Genomic DNA, 20,602 nt, shown 5'->3' with positions numbered 1-20,602 from the left:
GGTTCAATCGAACCGTTATCGAACCGTTATCGAACCGTTATCGAACCGTTTAGTCGCGGTCATCACGGTTTTGCCTGCGCCTCGCCCGCCTTGGTGGCAAAGAACTGCGGCTGCAGCAAATACATGCGGAACACATTGTGATAGCGGCCGTTGCTGAAAAACTCCTCGACCAGCTCGGCCTCTTTGATAAAGCCGCACTTCTCGTAGATATGAATCGCCGCCTCGTTGGAAACGTCGACCACCAGATACAGTTTGCGCAGATTCAAGACCGAGAAGCCGTAATTGATCGCCAGCTGCGTGGCACTGGTGGCATAGCCGCAGCCTTGGGCATCCGGGGCGATGATGATCTGGAACTCGCCGCGGCGATGGATATAGTCGAGTTCGATCAGCTCGACCAGCCCCACCGTTTCACCATCCTGGTCGACCGCGACGAAACGCCGTTCACGCTGATCGTGCACGTGCCGGTCGTACAGTTGCGAGAGTTCGGTGAAGGTTTCGTACGGTTCTTCGAACCAGTAACGCATGATGCCGGCGTTGTTGTTCAGCTCGTGCACGAAACGCAGATCGCTGCGTTCAAGCGGTCGCAAGCTCAGGCGGCTATCGGTTTTTTTCATGGATCAATCCAGCTCGACGGCGGGTGCCAGCGGCGGCGCAATCGGGAACACCGTGTCATACAGCCAGTTGTAGATAAAGGCATAAACCAGATAGAACACGACAAAGGCGATATCCATCACCAGCGCCTGCATCAGGCTGATGCCCAGATAAAACGCCATCAGCGGCAACAGCACCACCACCAGGCCGCCCTCGAACAGCAGCGCATGCAGCACGCGCAGGCGGATGGTTTTGCGGGTATGACCGCGTCGCCGCAGCATGACCTTGTCGAAGCCGAGGTTGAACGCGTAATTCCACAGCGTAGCGATCAGCGCACTGACCACGCCGATCACGCCCATTTCCTTGGGACCAAGATCGAACAGCAGATAGCCATAAGGGATGACCAGCAGGACGCCGAAAATCTCGAACAGCAGTGAATGGCGAATGCGGTCAGCAACGCTGCGCATACCGGCACCTTGAACGAACAATGAAGATTGCCATTCTATGCGGCTGGTTGGTTAGAGCCAGTTGGAATCCATCTGATAAACAGATGGTTGATGCGGCTCACGTCACGACGACAGGCTATTGATCCATCTCATTGCGGCTGACCGGGGCCACGCGCAACAGACGCACATCGCCGATGCGCATGGTTGTTTGCGTATGCAGCCAGTGTTCCAGCCCCTGGCGCAGATACGCCAGTTCGTCGACGCCAAGACCGGCCAGATCGCGCACCAGTGCGGCGCTGCCAATGGCAATTTCACCTTCGAATGTCGGTGCCGTCGCCAGATAGCGATAACCGTCGTGCTCGGTCAGCCAGTACACCGGATCGCCATCATCCTGCAGCGCCACCGTACCGCGCGGCAGCTCGGCCAGTTGTGCCGCCACCAGCTGGCAGACGGCGTGGAACCATTGCCAGGCGTGCTCGGTGTCCTCATCGGCGCCATAGGGCGGGATGTCGGTGGAAATCGGAAGCGGATTGAGCATGCGGGATTCGGGTAACGGTCGGCAGGGCCCGATTGTGCCAGAGTGGCAGTCCTGCGCGCACCGGCAATGCCCGTACAGGGCGACCCGAGCTCCCGTGCCCGCCTGTTATCATATCGATTTGCCCGCCGTCCCCCGCCATGCCCCGTATCCAGGTTCTCTCCGACACCCTCGTCAACCAGATCGCCGCCGGCGAAGTGGTCGAGCGCCCGGCCAATGCGCTCAAGGAATTGCTGGAGAACAGCATCGACGCCGGTGCCGAGAATCTGAACGTCGAGCTCATCGCCGGCGGCACCAAGCTGATCAAGGTGATCGACGACGGCGGCGGCATCGGTCGCGATGATCTGGCGCTGGCGCTGCACCGGCATGCGACGAGCAAGATTCGCGATTTCGATGACTTGCAGCGCGTTTCGACCCTGGGTTTTCGTGGCGAAGGCTTGGCGTCGATCTCGTCGGTTTCAAGGCTGGTGCTGACCAGCCGCGAGGCCGGCGGTGCGCACGCATGGCGCGTCGACGCCGATCACGGCCGCTTGTCCGAGCCCGAACCGGCGGCGCTGGCGCTCGGCACGATGATCGAAGTCCACGATCTGTATTACCAGTTGCCGGCGCGGCGCAAATTTTTGAAATCCGACTCGACCGAATACGCGCATTGCGCCGACATGGTGCAGCGCCTTGCCTTGGCCAATCCGGGCAAGCAGTTCACGCTGAGCCACAACGGCCGTGCGCAGCTGCGCCTGCTCGCCGGCGATCTCTTGAAGCGAGCCGCGGCGATTCTCGGCGACGAATTCGCCGCCAGCGCGATCGCCATCGACGAGGCCGCCGGGCCGCTGCGCATTTACGGCCTGACCGGCAGCCCGACGCTGGGCAAATCCAGCCGTGACGGCCAGTATTTCTTCGTGAACGGCCGCTTCGTGCGCGACAAGGTGATCCAGCACGCGCTGCGCGAGGCCTACCGCGACGTGCTGCACCACGACCGCCACGCCGCCTACTGCCTGTTTCTGGATCTCGACCCCGACGGCGTCGACGTCAACGTTCACCCGACCAAGATCGAAGTGCGTTTCCGCGAATCGCAGGCGGTGTACCGCTTCCTGCTGCATTCGCTGAAAAAAGCACTGGCGGCGACCAAGGCCGGCACGATGCCGGCCGGGATCGACCCCGAAACCGGTGAGGTGCTCGTACCGCCACCATCGATTCAAACGGCGGGCCAAAGCTACGCCGACCTCGCCGCGCGCGGCGCCTACAGCCAGCAGGCTATGCCGCTGCCGGTGGCGAACGAGCCGATGGCTTTGTACGACAGGATGTTCGGCGATCTGCGCCGCAACGATGGTGTTGCGACGCTCGATGCCCGCCCCCCGGCTCTTGGGTCTGATCAGGCGACGCCGGCGTGGAATCCATCGGCCACCGCGCCACAAACGACCCCGTTCCCCGCGCACAACGACGCCGGCATTCCGCCGCTCGGGTTCGCCTTGGCGCAGCTACACGGCGTGTATGTGTTGTCGCAGACCGCCGACGGGCTGATCGTCGTCGACATGCACGCGGCGCACGAACGCGTCGTTTACGAAAAGCTCAAGAACGCGCTCGATCTGGAACAACTGCCGACGCAGCCGCTGCTGATTCCGCACGTCTTCCCGGCCGACCGGCTCGACGTCGCCACGGTCGAAGATCACGGCGAAACGCTGGCACGGCTCGGCTTCGATCTGTCGGTGCAATCGCCGACGCTGCTGGCGATACGCGGCGTGCCGCTGCTATTGAAAGACGCCGACGTGGTCGAGCTGGCGAAGTCCGTGTTGAGCGACATCCGCGACGTTGGCGCCAGCCAGGTGCTCACCGGCCGACGCAACGAGATCCTCGCCACCATGGCCTGCCACGGTTCGGTGCGCGCGAACCGGGCGCTGACGATTCCGGAAATGAACGCGCTGCTGCGCGAGATGGAGATCACCGAACGTTCGGGCCAGTGCAACCACGGCCGGCCGACATGGTTCCGGCTGACGATGAACGACCTCGACAAACTCTTCATGCGCGGCCAGTGATGGATGGCGTGCTTGCGGTCAAGCTGTTCGCCGGCCCGCTGGTCATCGGTCTCGCCAGCCTCGCCGGCAAGCGCTGGGGCCCGGCCGCCGCCGGCCTGCTCGGCGGGCTGCCGCTGATTGCCGCGTGCGTGATCACCGCGCTGTGGCTCGAACACGGTCAGGACTACGCGGTCGCCACCGCTAGCGCCGCGCCGGTCGGGCTCTGGGCCAATGTCGCTTATATGCTCGCGCTCGGTTTTGCCAGCCGGCATTTTGCCGGTCGCCGTTTCGGCTGGGCCGGCATGCTCGCCTGCGGCTGGATTGTGTACCTGTTCGCCGCGATTGCGCTGGCCAGGAGCGGTCTCGCACACAGCCTGCCGGTCGGCATCGCCTCACTGGCGGGTCTCTTGCTGGCGGCGCGGTATGTGCTGCCGAAACCGGCCGCACCGCCGGTCATCGTGCCGCTGCCGCGGATCGAACTGGTGACACGGATGAGCGCCGCACTGCTGCTGGTGGCATCGCTGACGGGGCTGGCCCAAATACTCGGCCCGGCGCTGACCGGCGTACTCGCGGCAGCCCCGGTCGCAGGCGCGGTCATCCCGGCGTTCACGCTCGCCAATGCCGGTCGTGATGCGGTGCTGGTGCAGTTGCGCGGTTTCCTCACCGGCCTGGTCGGTACCGGCGCGAGCTTCCTGTGCCTGCCCGCGCTGGCGGCCCACCTCGGCGGCTGGGCGGCGTTGCCGGCCACGCTGATCGCTGTTGCTTGCGGCTACGGCGCCAACTTCCTTATGCAAAGACTGGAACGATGAACCCGGCGATTTTCCTGATGGGCCCGACCGCGTCGGGCAAGACCGCCAGCGCCATCGCGCTGGTCGAAGCCGGCCTGCCGGTCGAACTGATCTCGGTCGATTCGGCGCTGGTGTTTCGCGACATGGATGTCGGCACCGCCAAACCAGACGCCGACGAACTCGCACGCGCGCCGCACCACTTGATCGACATCATCAGCCCCGAGCAGAGCTACTCGGCGGCGCAGTTCCGCAGCGACGCGCTGGCGCTGATGAGCGATATCACCGCACGTGGCAAGGTGCCGGTACTCGTTGGCGGCACGATGATGTATTACAACGCGCTGCAACACGGGCTGCACGATCTGCCGCAGGCCGACGCCGCGTTGCGGCTGCAGATCGAGGCCGACGCACTGGAGATCGGCTGGCCCGGCATGCACGCGCGCCTTGCCGTACTCGATCCGATCACCGCGGCACGGCTGGCGCCGAACGACTCGCAGCGCGTCGGCCGGGCGCTGGAAATCTGCATCCTGGCCGGCCGCCCGATGGCCGAGCTGCTCGCCGCCCCCACCGCCGAAGCACTGCCGTACCGGCTGCACAAGCTCGCGCTGGTGCCGGCCGAGCGCGCCTGGCTGCATGAACGGATCGCGCTGCGTTTCGACCTGATGCTCGAAGGCGGCCTGCTCGACGAAGTGCGCAAGCTGCAACAAAAGTACGCGCTGTCGCTCGACCTGCCTTCGATGCGCTGCGTCGGCTACCGCCAGGCTTGGGAGCATCTCGCCGGCGACTATGATCTGGCAACGCTGCGCGACAAGGGCATCGCCGCGACGCGCCAGCTCGCCAAGCGCCAGTTGACGTGGCTGCGCGGCATGGATGATGTAGAAACGCTCGATTGCCAGCAGGCCGGGCTCGCCGATGCGGTCACCTTGCGCATCGCCGGCTGGATCAAGCCCTAGCAGTCCGATGACGGAGCCGATGATGACCGACCTGTCCACCGCCCCGCTCGGCGCCCGGCTCGCCGATTACGAACAGACGCGAGACTGGGCGATTGCCTCGCTGTTCCGCTCGTTCGAAACCTTCTGCGAAGGCACGGTCATCGTCGACGCCGACACCCGCGTGGTGTGGATCAACGCGCGCTACGCCGATCGCTTCGGCTTCAAGGATCCGGCCGACGCGCTCGGCCGCGAGGTCGAAGAAGTCATCCCGTCCAGCCTGTTGCGCGAAGTGGTGCGCACCGGCAAGCCGATGCTGCTCGACCTGATGCCGACGCGCAACGGTTCGCTCGTCGTCACCCGGCTGCCGCTGCGCGACGAGGCCGGCCGCATCGTCGGCGCGATCGGTTTCGCGCTGTACGACGAGGTGCGCTCGCTGTCGCCGCTGATCGCCAAGGTCGGCAAGCTGAACGACGAACTCGCCGCCGCGCGCGAATCGCTGGCGCAGACGCGCCGCGCCAAGTATTCGTTCGACAGTTTCGTCGGCAGTGCGCCGGCCAGCGAAGAGGTCAAGCGCCAGGCCCAGCGCGCCGCGACGATGGATTCGCCGGTGCTGCTGCTCGGCGAAACCGGCACCGGCAAGGAGGTGCTCGCGCACGCGATCCACAGCGCATCGCGCCGCGCCCACAAGCCGCTGGTGACGCTGAACATGGCGGCGATCCCCGAAGCGCTGCTCGAGGCCGAGCTGTTCGGCGCCACCGCCGGTGCCTATACCGGCGCCAAAAGCCGGGTCGGCAAGTTTTTGCTCGCCGACGGCGGCACGCTGTTTCTGGATGAAATCGGCGACCTGCCCTTGGCGCTGCAGGCCAAGCTGCTGCGCGTGCTGCAGGACAAGGAATTCGAGGCGCTCGGCTCGAACCAGGTGGTCCGCTCGGACGTACGCATCATCGCCGCAACGTCGGCCCGGCTGCTGCAGCAGGTCGAAACCGGCGCCTTCCGCGCCGACCTCTTCTACCGGCTCAACGTCTTGTCGATCAATCTGCCGCCGCTGCGCGAGCGCAGTTCGGACATCGCCGCGCTGTGCGAAACGGTCTTTGCCGACCTCGCGGCCACCGAAGGCGGTGCGGTGCGGCGGATCGACGCTAGCGGCATTGCGCTGCTGCAGGGCTACGACTGGCCCGGCAATGTGCGCGAGCTGCGCAACGTGCTCGAACGCGCGACCATGCTCAGCGATCACCTGCAGCTCGGCACCGCCGAACTGTTGCCGCTGCTCCGCCCCGGCCAGGTTGCGCCACCCGCTGCTGGCGGCTCGCCAAGCTATGGCGATGCAATGGCAGGCTTCGAGAAACGCCTGCTGCAGGATGCGCTCGACGCCTGCAACGGCCGGGTCATCGACGCCGCCGCGCGCCTGGGCATCGGCCGCGCGACCTTCTACAAGAAGATGGTGCTGCACGGCATCGTCGCGTACCGATAGCGTAGTAGGCCGCAACAGCAAACTACGTCACCGCCGCCCTCCTCCTTCACCCGGTCAGAATATCTCCAAGCAGAGACTTTCGTCTCGATTTGGAGACTTGCGTCCAGACACCGACCAAGCCACTGATATCACTGCACTTTTCCAGATCGTCAGTGTGTCACAACAGTCTCCAATCGGAGACTTCGGCTATCCCCGTCCTCCAGCGCAAACGCAGCAAAGCCGCCATTTTCGTAGTTGATCGGCAGTTGGTACGAAATATGCTTATACAGTTACGGCGCACCAAGACAGGGCCACCCCTGATTGAAACGTGCCGACGCGACGCGTGGTGACAGGGGCAAAAATCACCGCCGCTCGCGTTATACCCACTGGAGGAGCATTCATGGCATTTGTCATTGCACTGGCCGCACTGGTCTTTCTGATGCTGGCGGCGTACCGCGGCTACAGCGTCATCCTGATGGCGCCGATCGCCGCGCTCGGCGCGGTACTGCTGACCGACCCTTCCATGGTCGCGCCGATGTTTTCCGGCGTATTCATGGAAAAGATGGTCGGTTTCATCAAGCTCTACTTCCCGGTCTTCCTGCTCGGCTCGGTGTTCGGCAAGCTGGTCGAGCTGTCGGGCTTTTCCAAGGCCATCGTCGCCGCGGTGATCCGCTGGATCGGCGCCAGCCGCGCGATCACGGTCATCGTGGTGGTCTGTGCGCTGCTCACCTATGGCGGCGTATCGCTGTTCGTCGTCGTCTTCGCGGTCTACCCGTTCGCGGCCGAACTGTTCCGCCAGAGCCAGATTCCGAAGCGGCTGATTCCGGGCGTGATCGCGCTCGGTGCGTTCTCGTTCACCATGGATGCACTGCCCGGTACGCCGCAGATCCAGAACATCATCCCGACAACCTTCTTCAAGACCACGACCTGGGCCGCGCCGACGCTGGGCGTGATCGGCGCGATCTTCATCATCATCGTCGGCATCGCCTACCTCGACTGGCGCCGCCGCTCGCTGCAGGCCAAGGGTGAAGGCTATGGCAGCAGCCTCGTCAACGAGCCAGAACCGATCGACACCAGCCGCCTGCCCTCGCCGTGGCTGGCCATCGCGCCGCTGGTGCTGATCGGCGTCGCCAACTTCGCGTTCACCAAGGCGATCCCGCTCTGGTACGGCAAGGAGCACGTGCTGGCGCTGCCGGGCATGGCCAAACCGGTGACGACGGCGATCCCGACGATCACCGCGATCTGGGCCGTCGAGGCCGCGCTGCTGCTCGGCATCCTCTTCGTCCTCGTCACCGCCTTCAGCACCGTGCGCCAGCGCATCGCCGACGGCACCAAGACCGCGATCAGCGGCGCCATGCTCGCGGCGATGAACACCGCGTCCGAGTACGGCTTCGGCGCGGTAATCGCCGCGCTGCCGGGCTTCATCATCATCCGCGAGGCGCTGCAGAGCATCCCGAACCCGCTGGTCAACGCCGCGGTCACCGTCAGCTCGCTCGCCGGCATCACCGGCTCGGCGTCGGGCGGGATGAGCATCGCGCTCGCGGCGATGTCCGAACACTTCATCGCCTCGGCCCAGGCCGCCGGCATTCCGCTCGAAGTGCTGCACCGCGTGGTCGCGATGGCCAGCGGCGGCATGGATACGCTACCGCACAACGGCGCGGTGATTACCGTACTCGCCGTCACCGGCCTCACCCATCGCGAATCGTACCGTGACATTTTTGCCGTCACCGTGATCAAGACGCTCGCCGTTTTCGTCGTGATCGCGGCCTATTACCTCACCGGTCTGGTTTAAGGAGACGCCCCATGTCGCTCAAAGGCAAAACCGCCATCGTCACCGGCTCGACCAGCGGCATCGGTCTGGGCATCGCCCGCGCGCTGGCACAGCAAGGCGCCAATATCGTCCTGAACGGTTTCGGCGATATCGAATCGGCGCTCGGCCAGATCGAAAGCCTCGGCGTCAAGGTTCGCCACCACGGCGCCGACATGAGCCGGCCCGAAGAGATCGAAGCGCTGATGCGCTTTGCCGACGCCGAATTTGGCGGCGCCGACATCGTCGTCAACAATGCCGGCATCCAGCATGTGGCGCCGGTTGATGATTTCCCGCCCGAAAAGTGGGACGCGATCCTCGCGATCAACCTGTCGTCGGCGTTCCACACCACACGACTGGCGATCCCGGGCATGAAGGCGCGCGGCTGGGGCCGCATCGTCAATATCGCCTCGGTGCATGCTCTGGTCGCGTCGGCCAACAAGTCGGCCTACGTCGCCGCCAAGCACGGTCTGGTCGGTCTGACCAAGGCGGTTGCGCTCGAACTTGCCGATACTGCGATCACCTGCAACGCGCTGTGCCCGGGCTGGGTGCTGACGCCGCTGGTGCGCCAGCAGATCGACACCCGCGCCAGCCAGAGCGGCCGCGACTTCGCCGCCGAACAGAAGGCGCTGCTGCTGGAAAAGCAGCCGTCGGGCGACTTCGTCACGCCCGAGCAGCTCGGCGCACTGACGCTGTTCCTGTGCAGCGACGCGGCGGCGCAGGTGCGCGGGGCGGCGTGGAATGTCGACGGCGGCTGGGCCGCCCAATAAGTCACGGTTAGCAAAACCCTGCTGGCTGCGTTGTACTCGCTTGCCGTACTTACTCGTACTGTCTGCGCTTCGTACGCCTTGCCAGCACCGCTGCGCTGGGTTTTGCCAACCGCGCCTGCCTCATCGGGCGGCTGCGCCTGCGCATTTCGTCCCCGTCCGGTGCTCGACGTCCTCATGGACATTGAGTCCATTCCGGCGTCTGCGCTCCGGGCGAGAACGAACTGCTTTGGCTCGCTCGCCCGCTGAAACCGGTTTGCGCTGACAGAACATCAAATATCGAACGCGAAACTCCCTTGCCTTCAAGGAGGAACACCATGAACAAACTCTACCCCGATGCCGCCAGCGCGCTGGCCGACATCGTCCAAGACGGCCAGACCGTCGCCGTCGGCGGCTTCGGCCTCTGCGGCATTCCCGAGGCGCTGATCGCTGCGCTGCGTGACAGCGGCGTGCGTGGCTTGACGGCGATTTCGAACAACGCCGGCGTCGACGGTTTCGGCCTCGGCCAGCTGCTCGAGAGCCGCCAGATTCGCAAGATGATTTCGTCCTATGTCGGCGAGAACAAGGAATTCGAGCGCCAGTATCTCGCCGGCGAGCTCGAGCTCGAGTTCACCCCGCAAGGCACGCTGGCCGAGAAGCTGCGCGCCGGCGGCGCCGGTATTCCGGCGTTCTTTACTCGCACCGGCTACGGCACCCTGGTGGCCGAGGGCAAGGAGGTGCGCGAGTTCGACGGCGTGCCGCACATCCTCGAACACGCGCTCATCGCCGACGTGTCGCTGGTCAAGGCGTGGAAGGCCGATACCGCCGGCAACCTCGTCTACCGGCGCACCGCGCGCAATTTCAACCCGAATGTCGCCACCGCCGGGCGGATCACCATCGCCGAAGCCGAGATCATCGTCGCAGCCGGCGAGCTCGACCCGGACGAGATCCACACGCCGGGCATCTTCGTCCACCGGCTGGTGCACAACGCCCGCCCCGAGAAACGCATCGAACAGCGCACCACGCGCCAAGGAGTCTGACATGCCCTGGACCCGCGAACAGATGGCCGCCCGTGCGGCGCAGGAGCTGCAGGACGGTTTTTACGTGAACCTCGGCATCGGCCTGCCGACGCTGGTCGCCAACCACATTCCGGCCGGCGTCGAAGTGTGGCTGCAATCGGAGAACGGCCTCCTCGGCATCGGCCCCTTCCCGGCCGAGGATCAGATCGACGCCGACCTGATCAACGCCGGCAAGCAAACGATCACCGCGCTGCCCGGCTCGGCGACATTCAGTTCGGCCGACTCGTTCGGCATGATCCGCGGCGGCAAGATCAACCTCGCCATCCTCGGCGCGATGCAGGTCAGCGAATCGGGCGATCTGGCCAACTGGATGATCCCGGGCAAGATGGTCAAGGGCATGGGCGGCGCGATGGACCTCGTCGCCGGTGTCGGCCGGGTCATCGTGCTGATGGAGCACGTCGCGAAGAAAAAGGACGGCAGCGAGGACCACAAGATCCTGCCGCAGTGCACGCTGCCGCTGACCGGGGTGGGCGTCGTCGACCTGATCATCACCGACCTGGGCGCGCTGCAGGTCGGGCCGGATGGCATCGAGGTGATCGAACTCGCCCCCGGCGTCAGCCGCCACGACATCGCCGAGCGCACCGGCGTACCGCTGGGCTTTGCCAGATTGCTTCAGTAAAAAAAACCGGCCCTGCGGGGCCGGTTTTTTCATCGCTGAAAGGCCGGATCAGCCGGCGGCGCCCGGCCAGAACGACGGGTCGCGCAGCAGGCCGGCAATGCCGTCGATGAAGAACTGGATGCCGATGCAGATCAGGAAGAAGCCCATCAGCCGGGCGATGGCGTTGAGGCCGGTTTCACCGAGCTTCCAGTACAGCTTGAACGCCACCCGCAGCAGCAGCCAGTTGATCAGCGCGGTCAGCATGATGCCGATGCACACCGATATGTAGCCCAACCACGGCGGCAGTATGGCGCTGCTGTGGATCGTCGATGATAGCGAAATCACCGCGGCGATCGACCCCGGCCCGGCCAGCGACGGCATCGCCAGCGGCGTGAACGAGACATCCTGCTTGCGCTTGGCTTCCTGCTTGGCGGCGCTCGGCAACGGGCCGTGCTCGGGCGGAAACAGCATGCGGAAACCGAGGTAGCTGATGATCAGCCCGCCGGCGATCCGCAGCCCGGGAATCGAGATGCTGAAGAAATCCATGATCAGCGCCCCGAGCAGCAGGAAGGTGATCAGGATGAGCGCCATGTAGATGCACGCGCGTTTGAGCTGGCGCTGCCGCTCCTCGTCGGTAAGGTCGGCGGTGATCGACAGCACCAGCGGTGCCGCCGACAGCGGATTGGTAATCGGCAGCAGCGCCAGCAGCGCGGCCAGGACGTAGGAGAGAATCGCGGCGATCATCCCCTAACCCTAGCGCTTAGCCCCGCTCGAACGGAATCAGTTTTTTCGGCAAATGGGAAAATTGCCAGCGCGGATACGCCGGCAGCCCGTCGACGAACGGCGGCGGTGCCTCGCCGACGATCAGTGGCGCGAAGTAGGCGCGGCCGGCGGCGCTCAAACGCCAGCCGTCGACGTCGAGGTACTCGCGCGGCAGCGGCTTCTCGCGGTTGGCGATATCGTGCAGCGGCACCGCGTCGATGCGCCAGCGATAAGGCTCGCTGTCTTCACGGATGATCGCCGGCATCACGCTCTTCAGCCCCTTGACCGCAAACTCGACCGCAGCCTCGCCGACCGCGATTGCCTGCGCCAGATCGGTTGCCGAGGCGATGTGCCGCGCCGCACGCTGCAGGTAGTCGGCCACCGCCCAGTGGCACTTGTGGCCGAGTTCGTCCTTGATCAGCTTGGCCAGAATCGGCGCAACGCCGCCGAGCTGGATATGGCCAAAATCATCGGCGCCACCGGCTTCGGACAGGAATACGCCTTGCGCATCGCGCGTCCCTTCGGCGGCGACAATGGTGCAGTAACCGACACGGGCAATGGTCTCTTTCACCGCCTTGAGGAAACGTCCCGGCTCGAACGCCACTTCCGGCGTCAGGATCAGGTGCGGCGACGCGTCGTTGTCCTGCGCCGCCAGGCCGCTTGAGGCGGCGATCCAGCCGGTGTGGCGGCCCATCACTTCGAGAATGAAAACCTTGGTCGAGCTCGAAGCCATCGATGCGACATCCAGACCGGCCTCGCGGATGGAGGTCGCCACGTACTTGGCGACCGAGCCGAAACCGGGCGAGCAGTCGCTGTGCGGCAAATCGTTGTCGATGGTCTTGGGCACATGCACCGCGGTCAGGTCATAGCCGTGGTACTGGGCAAATTCGGCAACCTTGAGGCAGGTATCGGCCGAATCTCCGCCGCCGTTGTAAAACAGATAGCCGATGTCGTGGGCGGCGAAAAGTTCGAACAGCCGCGTCAGCTCGGCGCCGTGGCGCAGCTTGTGCCGGCACGAGCCGAAGGCGCCGCCGGGCGTGGTCTTCAGCGCGGCGAGATCGGCCTCGGACAGCTGGGCGGTATCGATCAGCACCTCGTCGATTGCACCCAGGATGCCGTTCTGGGCGGCATACACGGTGCCGATCACGTCAGGATGGCGGCGGGCGGCGCTGATGACGCCGTAGGCAGAGGCATTGATCACTGCGGTGACACCGCCCGATTGGGCGTAAAGCGCATTCTTCGGCATGGCCGGCTCCGAGCTGGGGTTCTTTTTATAATCTGACGCACTGCAGCAGCGCCGGCCATCGGGAATTTCCGACATAGGATTATCCCGGTGCGGCGTATTGGCGGCGGCCGAATGCGGCCTGCCCGTGTGAAACGCCATCGCTCAACCGGGGTTTTGATCACGTAGAAAACCGGCCGTTCAACACCGGCTGCCGCTGACGTATCAGCCATCCTCGCAGCAGCGCTTTGCGCATCTTTCGTGATCCGGCCGGACAAGCCTGTCGGACTCGCCCATCAACTCAGGCCACAGATCGATACAACCAGTTCAGCAATTCACCGGGATCGCCGCGCATCACCTTGCGCAGCTCTACGCGCACATCGTTCTGCGGCATGCCCTGTGCCGTCAGCGCGCCGAGCACCTGTTCGAATTCGCCGCGCAGATCGCCGTGCGTACGACGCTCGACCTGACACGATTGCAGTATCTCGCCGCAGGCACAGCGCCGCCAGCGATAGGCAGCACCGGTGAAATCGGCACTGACCAGCACAGGTGGCTCGACCCCGACCGTCTGGGCAAGAAAGGCGTCATAACTGTCGTAACCCTGTCGACAATGCGGGCACGCCTGCGGATAGGCAAGAATCTCCTGTGGCAGCGCCATCTCGCCCGAATAGCTACTCGGTTTACCCATGCTCTCACCCCGCTCCCGCCCATTCGCTGACGTGTTTCTTTTATAAACACACAAGAGGCATGCAAGTAAAAGCAACGGATGATCGGTAGATCGCCGTTATGGCAGGTTAAACAATCGCCCCGATTTGGCTGGCCCACCCTGACGCTCGCCCGCCTGCCAGCGTGCCAGCAGCAGTGCCAAACGGGACTGCAACGCTTGCTGTTCGTAACGCTGGCTGATGGCATTGGCGTGCAAGAGCGCATCATGCCAACGCATCACCGCTGCTGGCGCAAGCCGCTGTGCGCTCGCGGTATCGCCGGCCGGCCACAGCCAGTACGGCGAAAGTGCCGCGTGTACTCCCAGCAGCACCTCGTCGGCCTCGACCCCAAGCGCGGCCAGTTGCCGGCACCACAGTGCCAGTACCGCCGGATGCGGCTCGGACGCGGACAGGGCTTGCGTCATCTGCCCCGCATGCAGCCGGTAATCAACCAGCGACGCGCCGCAGTTGCCCAGCCGCCCCGCATCGCCGAGGCGAATGAAGAAATCCCAATCCTCGGCCATACCCATGCCCGGCGTGCGCCAGATATCGAGCGCCGCCCATACCGAGCGGCGCAGCATCAGCGTGGGCTGTGCCATCGCGCAATAAAACAGCAGCTCGACCCGGATATCGGCATTGTCGGCGGGAAACCGGCGACGGCGCCCCCGGATGCCGGCGGGATGTGTCAGCTCGATCATGTCACCGCCAGCAGCCACCAGCGACGGATTGACGCTAAGGAAATCGGCCTGGATGGCAAAACGCTGCGGGTGCGTCAGATCATCGCCATCGGCAAACGCCAGCCAATCGCCGGTGGCCGCCGCCATCGCGGTGTTCAGTGCGTTGGCGAGGCCGCGATTGCCATCGTGGTGCAGGTGCTGCACCAGCCACGCCGAGCCTGCGCACCACGCATCGACCGCTTCGGCCAGCCCGGTGTCCGAGCCATCGTCGACCAGCACCAGCTCGACCGAGGCGAACGAACGCATATCGCAGGCGGCAAGCGAATCGAGCTGTGCCCGCAGCAGGGGCCAGGGCGTATTGAAGTACGGCAGCAGGATGGACAGGCGCATCGGCATCACCGTGGGCGGAAGACCGCTTGGAAGCGGCAGAAACAACAACGCCCCGTCAGACGGGGCGTTGCATGGCATCAACGATGCAAGATCAGGCGGCCAGCGCCTTGAAAATCTCGTCGCGGATCGCTTCGACCGCGCCAACACCGTTGACCTTCACGTATTGCGGCGCCTTGGCATCACCCGAGGCGGCCAGCTGGCCGTAGAAGCCGACCAGCACAGCGGTCTGCTCATGGTAGACATCCAGACGCTTCTTGACGGTTTCCGCGACGTCGTCGGCCCGCTGGATCAGGTCTTCACCAGTCACGTCGTCCTTGCCTTCAACCTTGGGCGGGTTGAATTTGACGTGGTAGGTACGGCCCGAGGCAACATGCACGCGGCGACCGGCCATGCGCTCGATGATCGCTTCATCCGGCACGGCGATTTCCACCACGTAGTCGATATCGACACCGGCTTCGCGCATCGCTTCGGCTTGCGGAATGGTGCGCGGGAAGCCGTCGAACAGGAAACCGTTGGCGCAATCGGCATCGGTAATGCGTTCTTTCACCAGACCGATGATGATGTCGTCACGCACCAGGCCGCCCGCATCCATGATCGCCTTGGCTTCCAGGCCCAGCGGCGTGCCGGCCTTGACCGCCGCGCGCAGCATGTCGCCGGTGGAAATTTGCGGAATGCCGAACTTTTCCTTGATGTAGTTCGCCTGGGTACCCTTGCCTGCGCCGGGCGCGCCGAGGAGGATCAGTTTCATCGTGGTCTCTTGTTTTATCAGTGGTTAGTAATCTGTTGGGCCAGGTGCTGGCGCACGCGCTCAAGGTCTTCCGGGGTATCCACACCGGCGGCCGGAGCGTGCGCTGCAACATGAACACCGATGCCATAACCATGCCACAGCACCCGCAGCTGTTCCAGCGCTTCGATGCCTTCAAGCGGCGAAGGCGACAGATCACGGTAAGTACGCAGGAAACCGGCACGATAGGCGTAGATGCCGATATGCCGCTGTGGCACCACGTCACCGGGTAAAGCGCTGCGATCGGCGGAGAACACGTCGCGAGGCCACGGAATCGGTGCGCGACTGAAGTACAGCGCCCGGCCGGCGGCATCGGTGACGACCTTGACGACGTTCGGGTTGAGGAAATCCTCGACCGAGCCAATCGCATGGCTGGCGGTCGCCATCGGCAGCGCCGGATCGGCGGCCAGCGTCGCGGCGACGGCATCGATCAGCGCGGGATCGATCAGCGGCTCGTCGCCCTGTACGTTCACCACGATGTCGTCATCGGCGAGCCCGAGGCGGTCGACCGCTTCGGCCAGCCGGTCGGTGCCCGATGGGTGATCGGCACGAGTGAGGATGCTGACATAGCCAGCCAGCGCCACGGCGTCCTGAATGCGCAGGTCGTCGGTCGCAACGCAGACCACGCTGGCATTCGATTGCAGCGCCTGCTCGAGCACGCGCACGATCATCGGCTTGCCGCCGATATCGGCCAGCGGTTTGTCGGGCAGGCGGGTCGATTTGAGCCGCGCCGGAATGATCACCGTGTACTTCATCGTGCCCTCCCGCCGGATTAGGCGTTTACTTCTTCGGTCGGATCAAGCTCGCGCGCTTCGTCTACCAGCATCACCGGAATGCCGTCGCGGATCGGATAAGCAAGGCGGTCGGCCTTGCACACGAGTTCCTGTTTCGTCTTATCGAAAACGAGCGGACCCTTGCAGGCCGGGCAGACCAGGATTTCAAGCAGCTTTACGTCCATTTTTCAGCCTTGTTGCGAGCCAGCCGCCCAGATCGGGCGAGAGCGTGGCGTTAACCGGTAAAACCCAGATTCTAGCACCGTCAGCGATGATCTCAGCCCGCGCGGCCAGTTTCACCGCATCCTTCTCGGTGGTGATGATCACGCCGCGCGGTAGCTCGTCGGCAGCGTAGGCGTGATGATCGGCAAAGGCATGGCGGGAAAACGTCAGCCCAAGCGCTTCAAGCGTCGCGAAAAACCGCGCCGGGTTGCCAATGCCGCACACGGCTGCGAGCTCGCCGCCGGAAAAATCGCCGGCCGCACGCGTGATTGCCGGATCATCAAGCCGGTAGCACGCACCCGGCGCCAGCATCATCCTGAACACCCGCGGATGAGCCGGCTGGGCATCGCCGCCATTGACGATGACCGCATCGACCTCGGCGAGGCGCGACACCGGCTCGCGCAAAGGCCCGGCCGGCAGCAGCCAGCCATTGCCAAAGCCCCGCGCGCCATCGACGACGCATAGTTGCAGATCACGACCGAGCCGGTAGTGCTGCAGGCCGTCGTCGCACAGCAGCACATCAATGTCGGGATGTGCTGCGAGCAGTGCCCGCCCGGCGGCGGCGCGGTCGCGGCAGACAAATACCGGCACGCCGGCGGCGCGCGCCAACAACACCGGTTCGTCGCCGACCTGCGCCGGATCGCTGTCCGGATAGACCGCTGCCGCCCCCACCGCCTTGCCGCCATAGCCGCGCGAGACAATCCCGGGGCGATAACCGAGCCGGGCCAGTTCACGGGCGAGGTAAACGGTCAGCGGCGTTTTGCCGGTGCCGCCAGCGGTGAGATTGCCGACGACGATAACCGGTACCGGCAGTCGCTCTACCCGCTTGAGGCCGAGCCGAAACAGCAAGCGGCGCAGCGCGCTGATCGCGGCGAACAGCAGCGACAGTGGCGCCAGCACCCATTTCAGCGAATGCGTGCCGTACCAGATGCGTTCGGGCAAGCCCATGCGTTATCCCCGTTGCGCCCGTCCGGGCGGCGAAAAAGCAAAACGGGGCATCTGCCCCGTTTTCGTACTGTGATCAAGCCACAAACCTGCCTTAGTCGGCGAGCGAGCCAAAGCAGTTTGTTCACGCCCGAAGCGATGGCACCCCGCAGGAAGTCCCCCGGAATGGACATGAAGTCCAAGAGGACTCCGAGCATCGGACGAGGACAAAATGCGCTGGCGCAGCCGCCGAATGAGGCGGGTTTTTACTTGCCGGTTTGGGTCGCAAAGGTCAGCTTGCCATAGCCAGCCAGTCTCGCCGCTTCCATCACGTTAACGACGTTCTGGTGCGTTGCCTGCGAATCGGCATTGATGATGATCATCGGATCGGCATTGCCGCCGGCAGCACGGCGCAGCTCGGCCGCGAAGGCTTCCTGGCTACCGAAGCCGGTTGTTTGATTATTGATGCTGTACTGCCCTGCCGCCGAGATCGCGACCTGAACCGATTGCGGCATCTCAACCACTTTTTCTGCGTCAGCGGTCGGCAGGTTGATTTTCAGCTCGGCGAAGCGCGAATAGGTTGTCGTCGCCATCAGGAAAATCAGGATCACCAGCATCACGTCGATCAACGGGATGAAGTTGATCTCCGGCTCGTCGCGATGGCGACCTTTGCGGAATTTCATCGATCCATCCTCAGTTGCGGTCGCCGTGGACGACTTCAACCAGCTTCACCGCCTGCTGCTCCATTTCGACGAGAAAATCGTCGATCTTGCCGCGGAAGTAGCGGTAGAACATCAACGCCGGCACGGCCACCGTGATGCCCGAAGCGGTGTTGTACAGCGCCACCGAAATCCCGTGCGCCAGCGCCGCCGGATTGGTACCGCCGGTCGGCGATTGCGCGCCGAAGATCTCGATCATGCCGATCACCGTGCCGAGCAAACCCAGAAGCGGCGTCACTGCGGCAATGGTGCCCAGCGTATTCAGATAGCGTTCGAGCTGATGGGCGACGGCCGAACCGGTTTCCTCAATCGACTCTTTCATGATGTCGCGCGAGCTCTTGACGTTCTTCAGCCCGGCAGCGAGTACCCGACCAAGCGGGCTGGATGCGGCGAGCTTGCTCAGCATGTCCGGCGAAACGCCGCTGCTGCGATACTCCTGCACCGCGCGGGCCAGCAGCCCTTCCGGCAACACCTGCGATTTGCGCAGCGACAAAAGTCGCTCGATGATGATCGTCACCGCAGTGACGGAACAGATGATAATTGTCCAGATCGGCCAACCGGCGGCCTCGATGATGGCGAGCATATTCGTTTCAATCCACTAATTTAGGCATGCGGAAAACCGCGTAACTGTATCGGGATTGTCGACAACGCGAAAGCGGCACAGCACGTGGCCTTGCGCCGCTGGCAACGTTGCAACGACAGGCGAGCCGCTGCCGCCGGCCGATCCGCCAATATCAACGACCGCCGGACAAAATGCAGGCACTGTTGCCGTGCGCTCATAACCCGAATCAAAGGCGTCATGCAAGCCCATTTGCTGACAGCCTGAGTCTTACGGGCAACCTGTGGATAACATTGTGCACAACGCGGCACACACCTGCTTAAAAAGACGGGCACTACCACTACCGCCAAGCGGAACAGCCCGACAAAAATCGATAAATACTCATAATTATCAATGCATTACAACAGCAATCTAAACTACAGCCTGGACATTCAGCACAAAGCCAGCCGTAGTGCTGCCTCTGTGGATTACAGGACCGAAACCCATGATGTTTCCCCAAAAGTCAAGCGCCAATGTCATTACGGTGACCGAGCTCAATCGCCAGGTTCGTGACTTACTGGAAGGCGCATTTCCGATACGCTGGATCGCCGGCGAAATCTCCAATTTCAAGCGCTACGACTCGGGCCATTGCTACTTCAGCCTTAAGGACGCCGGCGCACAGGTGCGTTGCGTGATGTTCCGCAACCGCGCTGCGCTGCTCGACTTTCAGCCCAAGGAGGGCGTTCAGGTCGAAGTTCGCGCGGTGGTATCGCTGTACGAGGCACGCGGGGATTACCAGCTGACGATCGAGGCGATGCGTCCGGCCGGCGTCGGCGATCTGTTCGAAGCATTCGAGGCGCTGAAAAAGAAACTCGCCGCCGAAGGGCTGTTCGATCCGGCGACGAAGCGGCCGCTGCCGGCGTTTCCGCGCGCGATCGGCATCGTCACCTCGCCCAAGGCCGCTGCGTTGCGCGACGTGTTGACCACCTTGCGCCGGCGTCATCCCGGTCTGCCGGTGATCATTTACCCGACCGCCGTTCAGGGCACGGCGGCGGCGAACGACATCGCCGCGGCGATCCGCAATGCCGCGAAGCGCAACGAGGTCGATACGCTGATCGTGTGCCGTGGTGGCGGCAGCCTCGAAGATTTGTGGTCGTTCAACGAAGAGGTCGTTGCGCGCGCGATCGCCGCCAGCCCGATGCCGGTGGTTTCCGGCGTCGGCCACGAAACCGACTTCACCATTGCCGACTTCGTCGCCGACGTGCGCGCGCCGACGCCGACCGCTGCGGCCGAGCTGGCCAGCCCGAATCGCGACGAATGGCTGGCGCGGCTGGCGCAGCAATCGGCGCGGCTGACGCGGGCGCTCGAGCGCAGCCTGCACAGCCGGATGCAGCTGCTTGACCAGCTCGGCCGGCGCTTGCGGCATCCGGGGGAGGCATTGTCGTTGCGGCGCGAGCGCCTTGCCACGCTGGCGCATCGGCTGCATCAGGCTGGCGCCCAGCAGATCGCGGCTCGCAAGACCGGGCTCGAGCGGCTGAGCTTGCGACTGGCGCACCGGCAACCGCAAACCGCGCCCTACGCCAGCCGTCTGGCCGAATTGCAGCGGCGCTTGTCGCTCGCGGCCGAACGCAGCAATGATCAGGGCCAGCGGCGGCTGGACACGCTGGCGGCAAGGCTGGCAGCGCTCAGTCCGCACGCGGTATTGGCGCGCGGCTATGCCTTGGTGGAGCGGCCAGACGGCCGGGTGGTGCAACACGCCGCCGAGTTGAGTCGCGGCGATATCGTGGCGCTGCGCTTTGCAGACGACAGCATCAACGCCCAGATTACCGATCGAACCGCGCAGCAAGCAGACCTCTTTTGAATGACATGACGACGGCGTATTCTCGTCCTACTGCCCCCCCTGAAAGGA

Annotated in this window: 22 protein-coding genes; 9 read left to right on the top strand and 13 right to left on the bottom strand. The window is 64.3% G+C overall.

All coding sequences use genetic code 11. The features are described 5' to 3' along the window. Positions 1-62: 62 nt before the first annotated feature. The 3 genes from speG to JLC71_RS00410 form a co-directional block, all read right to left on the bottom strand. The gene (speG, locus tag JLC71_RS00420; RefSeq protein ID WP_200916727.1) at positions 63-614 is read right to left on the bottom strand and encodes a spermidine N1-acetyltransferase; all 552 of its coding nucleotides are present in this window, start codon (positions 612-614) and stop codon (positions 63-65) included. Between the two features lie 3 nt (positions 615-617). After that, entirely contained in the window at positions 618-1,058 is a 441-nt protein-coding gene (locus JLC71_RS00415) for a PACE efflux transporter (RefSeq protein ID WP_200916726.1), read from the bottom strand. Between the two features lie 115 nt (positions 1,059-1,173). Beyond that, a complete protein-coding gene (locus JLC71_RS00410) occupies positions 1,174-1,575 on the bottom strand; it encodes a hypothetical protein (protein ID WP_200916725.1) in 402 nt (133 codons plus the stop codon). A 137-nt stretch (positions 1,576-1,712) separates the two neighbouring features. Between JLC71_RS00410 and mutL the strand changes: the two genes are divergently transcribed. The 8 genes from mutL to JLC71_RS00370 all read left to right on the top strand — a co-directional run bounded on the left by mutL (position 1,713) and on the right by JLC71_RS00370 (position 10,999). Next, positions 1,713-3,602, top strand: coding sequence for a DNA mismatch repair endonuclease MutL (gene mutL, locus JLC71_RS00405; RefSeq protein WP_200916724.1), 1,890 nt, complete (start codon positions 1,713-1,715; stop codon positions 3,600-3,602). Then, positions 3,602-4,390: a hypothetical protein gene (locus JLC71_RS00400; RefSeq protein ID WP_200916723.1), complete on the top strand. Its 789-nt coding sequence runs from the start codon at positions 3,602-3,604 to the stop codon at positions 4,388-4,390. The genes mutL and JLC71_RS00400 overlap by 1 nt, the downstream gene beginning before the upstream one ends. After that, complete coding sequence (miaA, locus tag JLC71_RS00395) at positions 4,387-5,319, top strand: tRNA (adenosine(37)-N6)-dimethylallyltransferase MiaA (protein ID WP_200916722.1); 933 nt, start codon at positions 4,387-4,389, stop codon at positions 5,317-5,319. The genes JLC71_RS00400 and miaA overlap by 4 nt, the downstream gene beginning before the upstream one ends. 22 nt (positions 5,320-5,341) lie before the next feature. Further along, a complete protein-coding gene (locus JLC71_RS00390; RefSeq protein WP_200916721.1) occupies positions 5,342-6,769 on the top strand; it encodes a sigma-54 interaction domain-containing protein in 1,428 nt (475 codons plus the stop codon). 379 nt (positions 6,770-7,148) lie between these two features. Then, on the top strand, positions 7,149-8,540 hold the full coding sequence (locus tag JLC71_RS00385; protein WP_200916720.1) for a GntP family permease: 1,392 nt from the start codon (positions 7,149-7,151) through the stop codon (positions 8,538-8,540). A gap of 11 nt (positions 8,541-8,551) precedes the next feature. Then, positions 8,552-9,325 carry a 3-hydroxybutyrate dehydrogenase gene (locus JLC71_RS00380; protein ID WP_200916719.1) on the top strand — a complete coding sequence of 258 codons (774 nt, stop codon included), beginning with the start codon at positions 8,552-8,554 and terminating at the stop codon, positions 9,323-9,325. A gap of 314 nt (positions 9,326-9,639) precedes the next feature. Next, positions 9,640-10,341, top strand: coding sequence for a CoA transferase subunit A (locus JLC71_RS00375; RefSeq protein ID WP_200916718.1), 702 nt, complete (start codon positions 9,640-9,642; stop codon positions 10,339-10,341). Between the two features lies 1 nt (position 10,342). Then, positions 10,343-10,999, top strand: a complete 657-nt coding sequence (locus tag JLC71_RS00370; RefSeq protein ID WP_200916717.1) for a 3-oxoacid CoA-transferase subunit B — start codon at positions 10,343-10,345, stop codon at positions 10,997-10,999. 48 nt (positions 11,000-11,047) lie between these two features. Here the strand turns inward: JLC71_RS00370 and JLC71_RS00365 are convergent, their stop codons facing one another. The 10 genes from JLC71_RS00365 to JLC71_RS00320 form a co-directional block, all read right to left on the bottom strand. Then, entirely contained in the window at positions 11,048-11,722 is a 675-nt protein-coding gene (locus JLC71_RS00365) for a MarC family NAAT transporter (RefSeq protein ID WP_200916716.1), read from the bottom strand. Positions 11,723-11,738: 16 nt separating this feature from the next. Continuing rightward, on the bottom strand, positions 11,739-12,986 hold the full coding sequence (locus tag JLC71_RS00360) for a 6-phosphofructokinase (protein ID WP_200916715.1): 1,248 nt from the start codon (positions 12,984-12,986) through the stop codon (positions 11,739-11,741). A 277-nt stretch (positions 12,987-13,263) separates the two neighbouring features. Then, positions 13,264-13,650, bottom strand: coding sequence for a hypothetical protein (locus JLC71_RS00355; RefSeq protein ID WP_200916714.1), 387 nt, complete (start codon positions 13,648-13,650; stop codon positions 13,264-13,266). A 96-nt stretch (positions 13,651-13,746) separates the two neighbouring features. Continuing rightward, positions 13,747-14,733: a glycosyltransferase family 2 protein gene (locus JLC71_RS00350; protein ID WP_200916713.1), complete on the bottom strand. Its 987-nt coding sequence runs from the start codon at positions 14,731-14,733 to the stop codon at positions 13,747-13,749. Between the two features lie 91 nt (positions 14,734-14,824). After that, a complete protein-coding gene (gene adk / locus JLC71_RS00345; RefSeq protein ID WP_200916712.1) occupies positions 14,825-15,481 on the bottom strand; it encodes an adenylate kinase in 657 nt (218 codons plus the stop codon). A gap of 17 nt (positions 15,482-15,498) precedes the next feature. After that, entirely contained in the window at positions 15,499-16,272 is a 774-nt protein-coding gene (kdsB, locus tag JLC71_RS00340; protein ID WP_200916711.1) for a 3-deoxy-manno-octulosonate cytidylyltransferase, read from the bottom strand. 17 nt (positions 16,273-16,289) lie between these two features. After that, positions 16,290-16,475 carry a Trm112 family protein gene (locus tag JLC71_RS00335; RefSeq protein ID WP_200916710.1) on the bottom strand — a complete coding sequence of 62 codons (186 nt, stop codon included), beginning with the start codon at positions 16,473-16,475 and terminating at the stop codon, positions 16,290-16,292. Next, positions 16,456-17,460: a tetraacyldisaccharide 4'-kinase gene (gene lpxK / locus JLC71_RS00330; protein ID WP_200916709.1), complete on the bottom strand. Its 1,005-nt coding sequence runs from the start codon at positions 17,458-17,460 to the stop codon at positions 16,456-16,458. The genes JLC71_RS00335 and lpxK overlap by 20 nt, the downstream gene beginning before the upstream one ends. Before the next feature lie 242 nt (positions 17,461-17,702). Further along, complete coding sequence (locus JLC71_RS00325; RefSeq protein WP_200916708.1) at positions 17,703-18,119, bottom strand: ExbD/TolR family protein; 417 nt, start codon at positions 18,117-18,119, stop codon at positions 17,703-17,705. Between the two features lie 10 nt (positions 18,120-18,129). Next, positions 18,130-18,738 carry a MotA/TolQ/ExbB proton channel family protein gene (locus JLC71_RS00320; protein ID WP_200916707.1) on the bottom strand — a complete coding sequence of 203 codons (609 nt, stop codon included), beginning with the start codon at positions 18,736-18,738 and terminating at the stop codon, positions 18,130-18,132. Between the two features lie 463 nt (positions 18,739-19,201). On the opposite strand from JLC71_RS00320, the gene xseA reads away from it, so the two are divergent. Next, positions 19,202-20,554 (top strand): exodeoxyribonuclease VII large subunit, encoded by a 1,353-nt coding sequence (xseA, locus tag JLC71_RS00315; protein ID WP_374757635.1) that lies wholly within the window; start codon positions 19,202-19,204, stop codon positions 20,552-20,554. Positions 20,555-20,602 lie beyond the last annotated feature (48 nt).

The organism is Jeongeupia sp. HS-3 (genome assembly GCF_015140455.1).
GTDB lineage: Bacteria > Pseudomonadota > Gammaproteobacteria > Burkholderiales > Chitinibacteraceae > Jeongeupia.
Note: the sequence above shows the minus strand (reverse complement) of the source record. Positions and strands in the feature narration are given on the sequence as shown.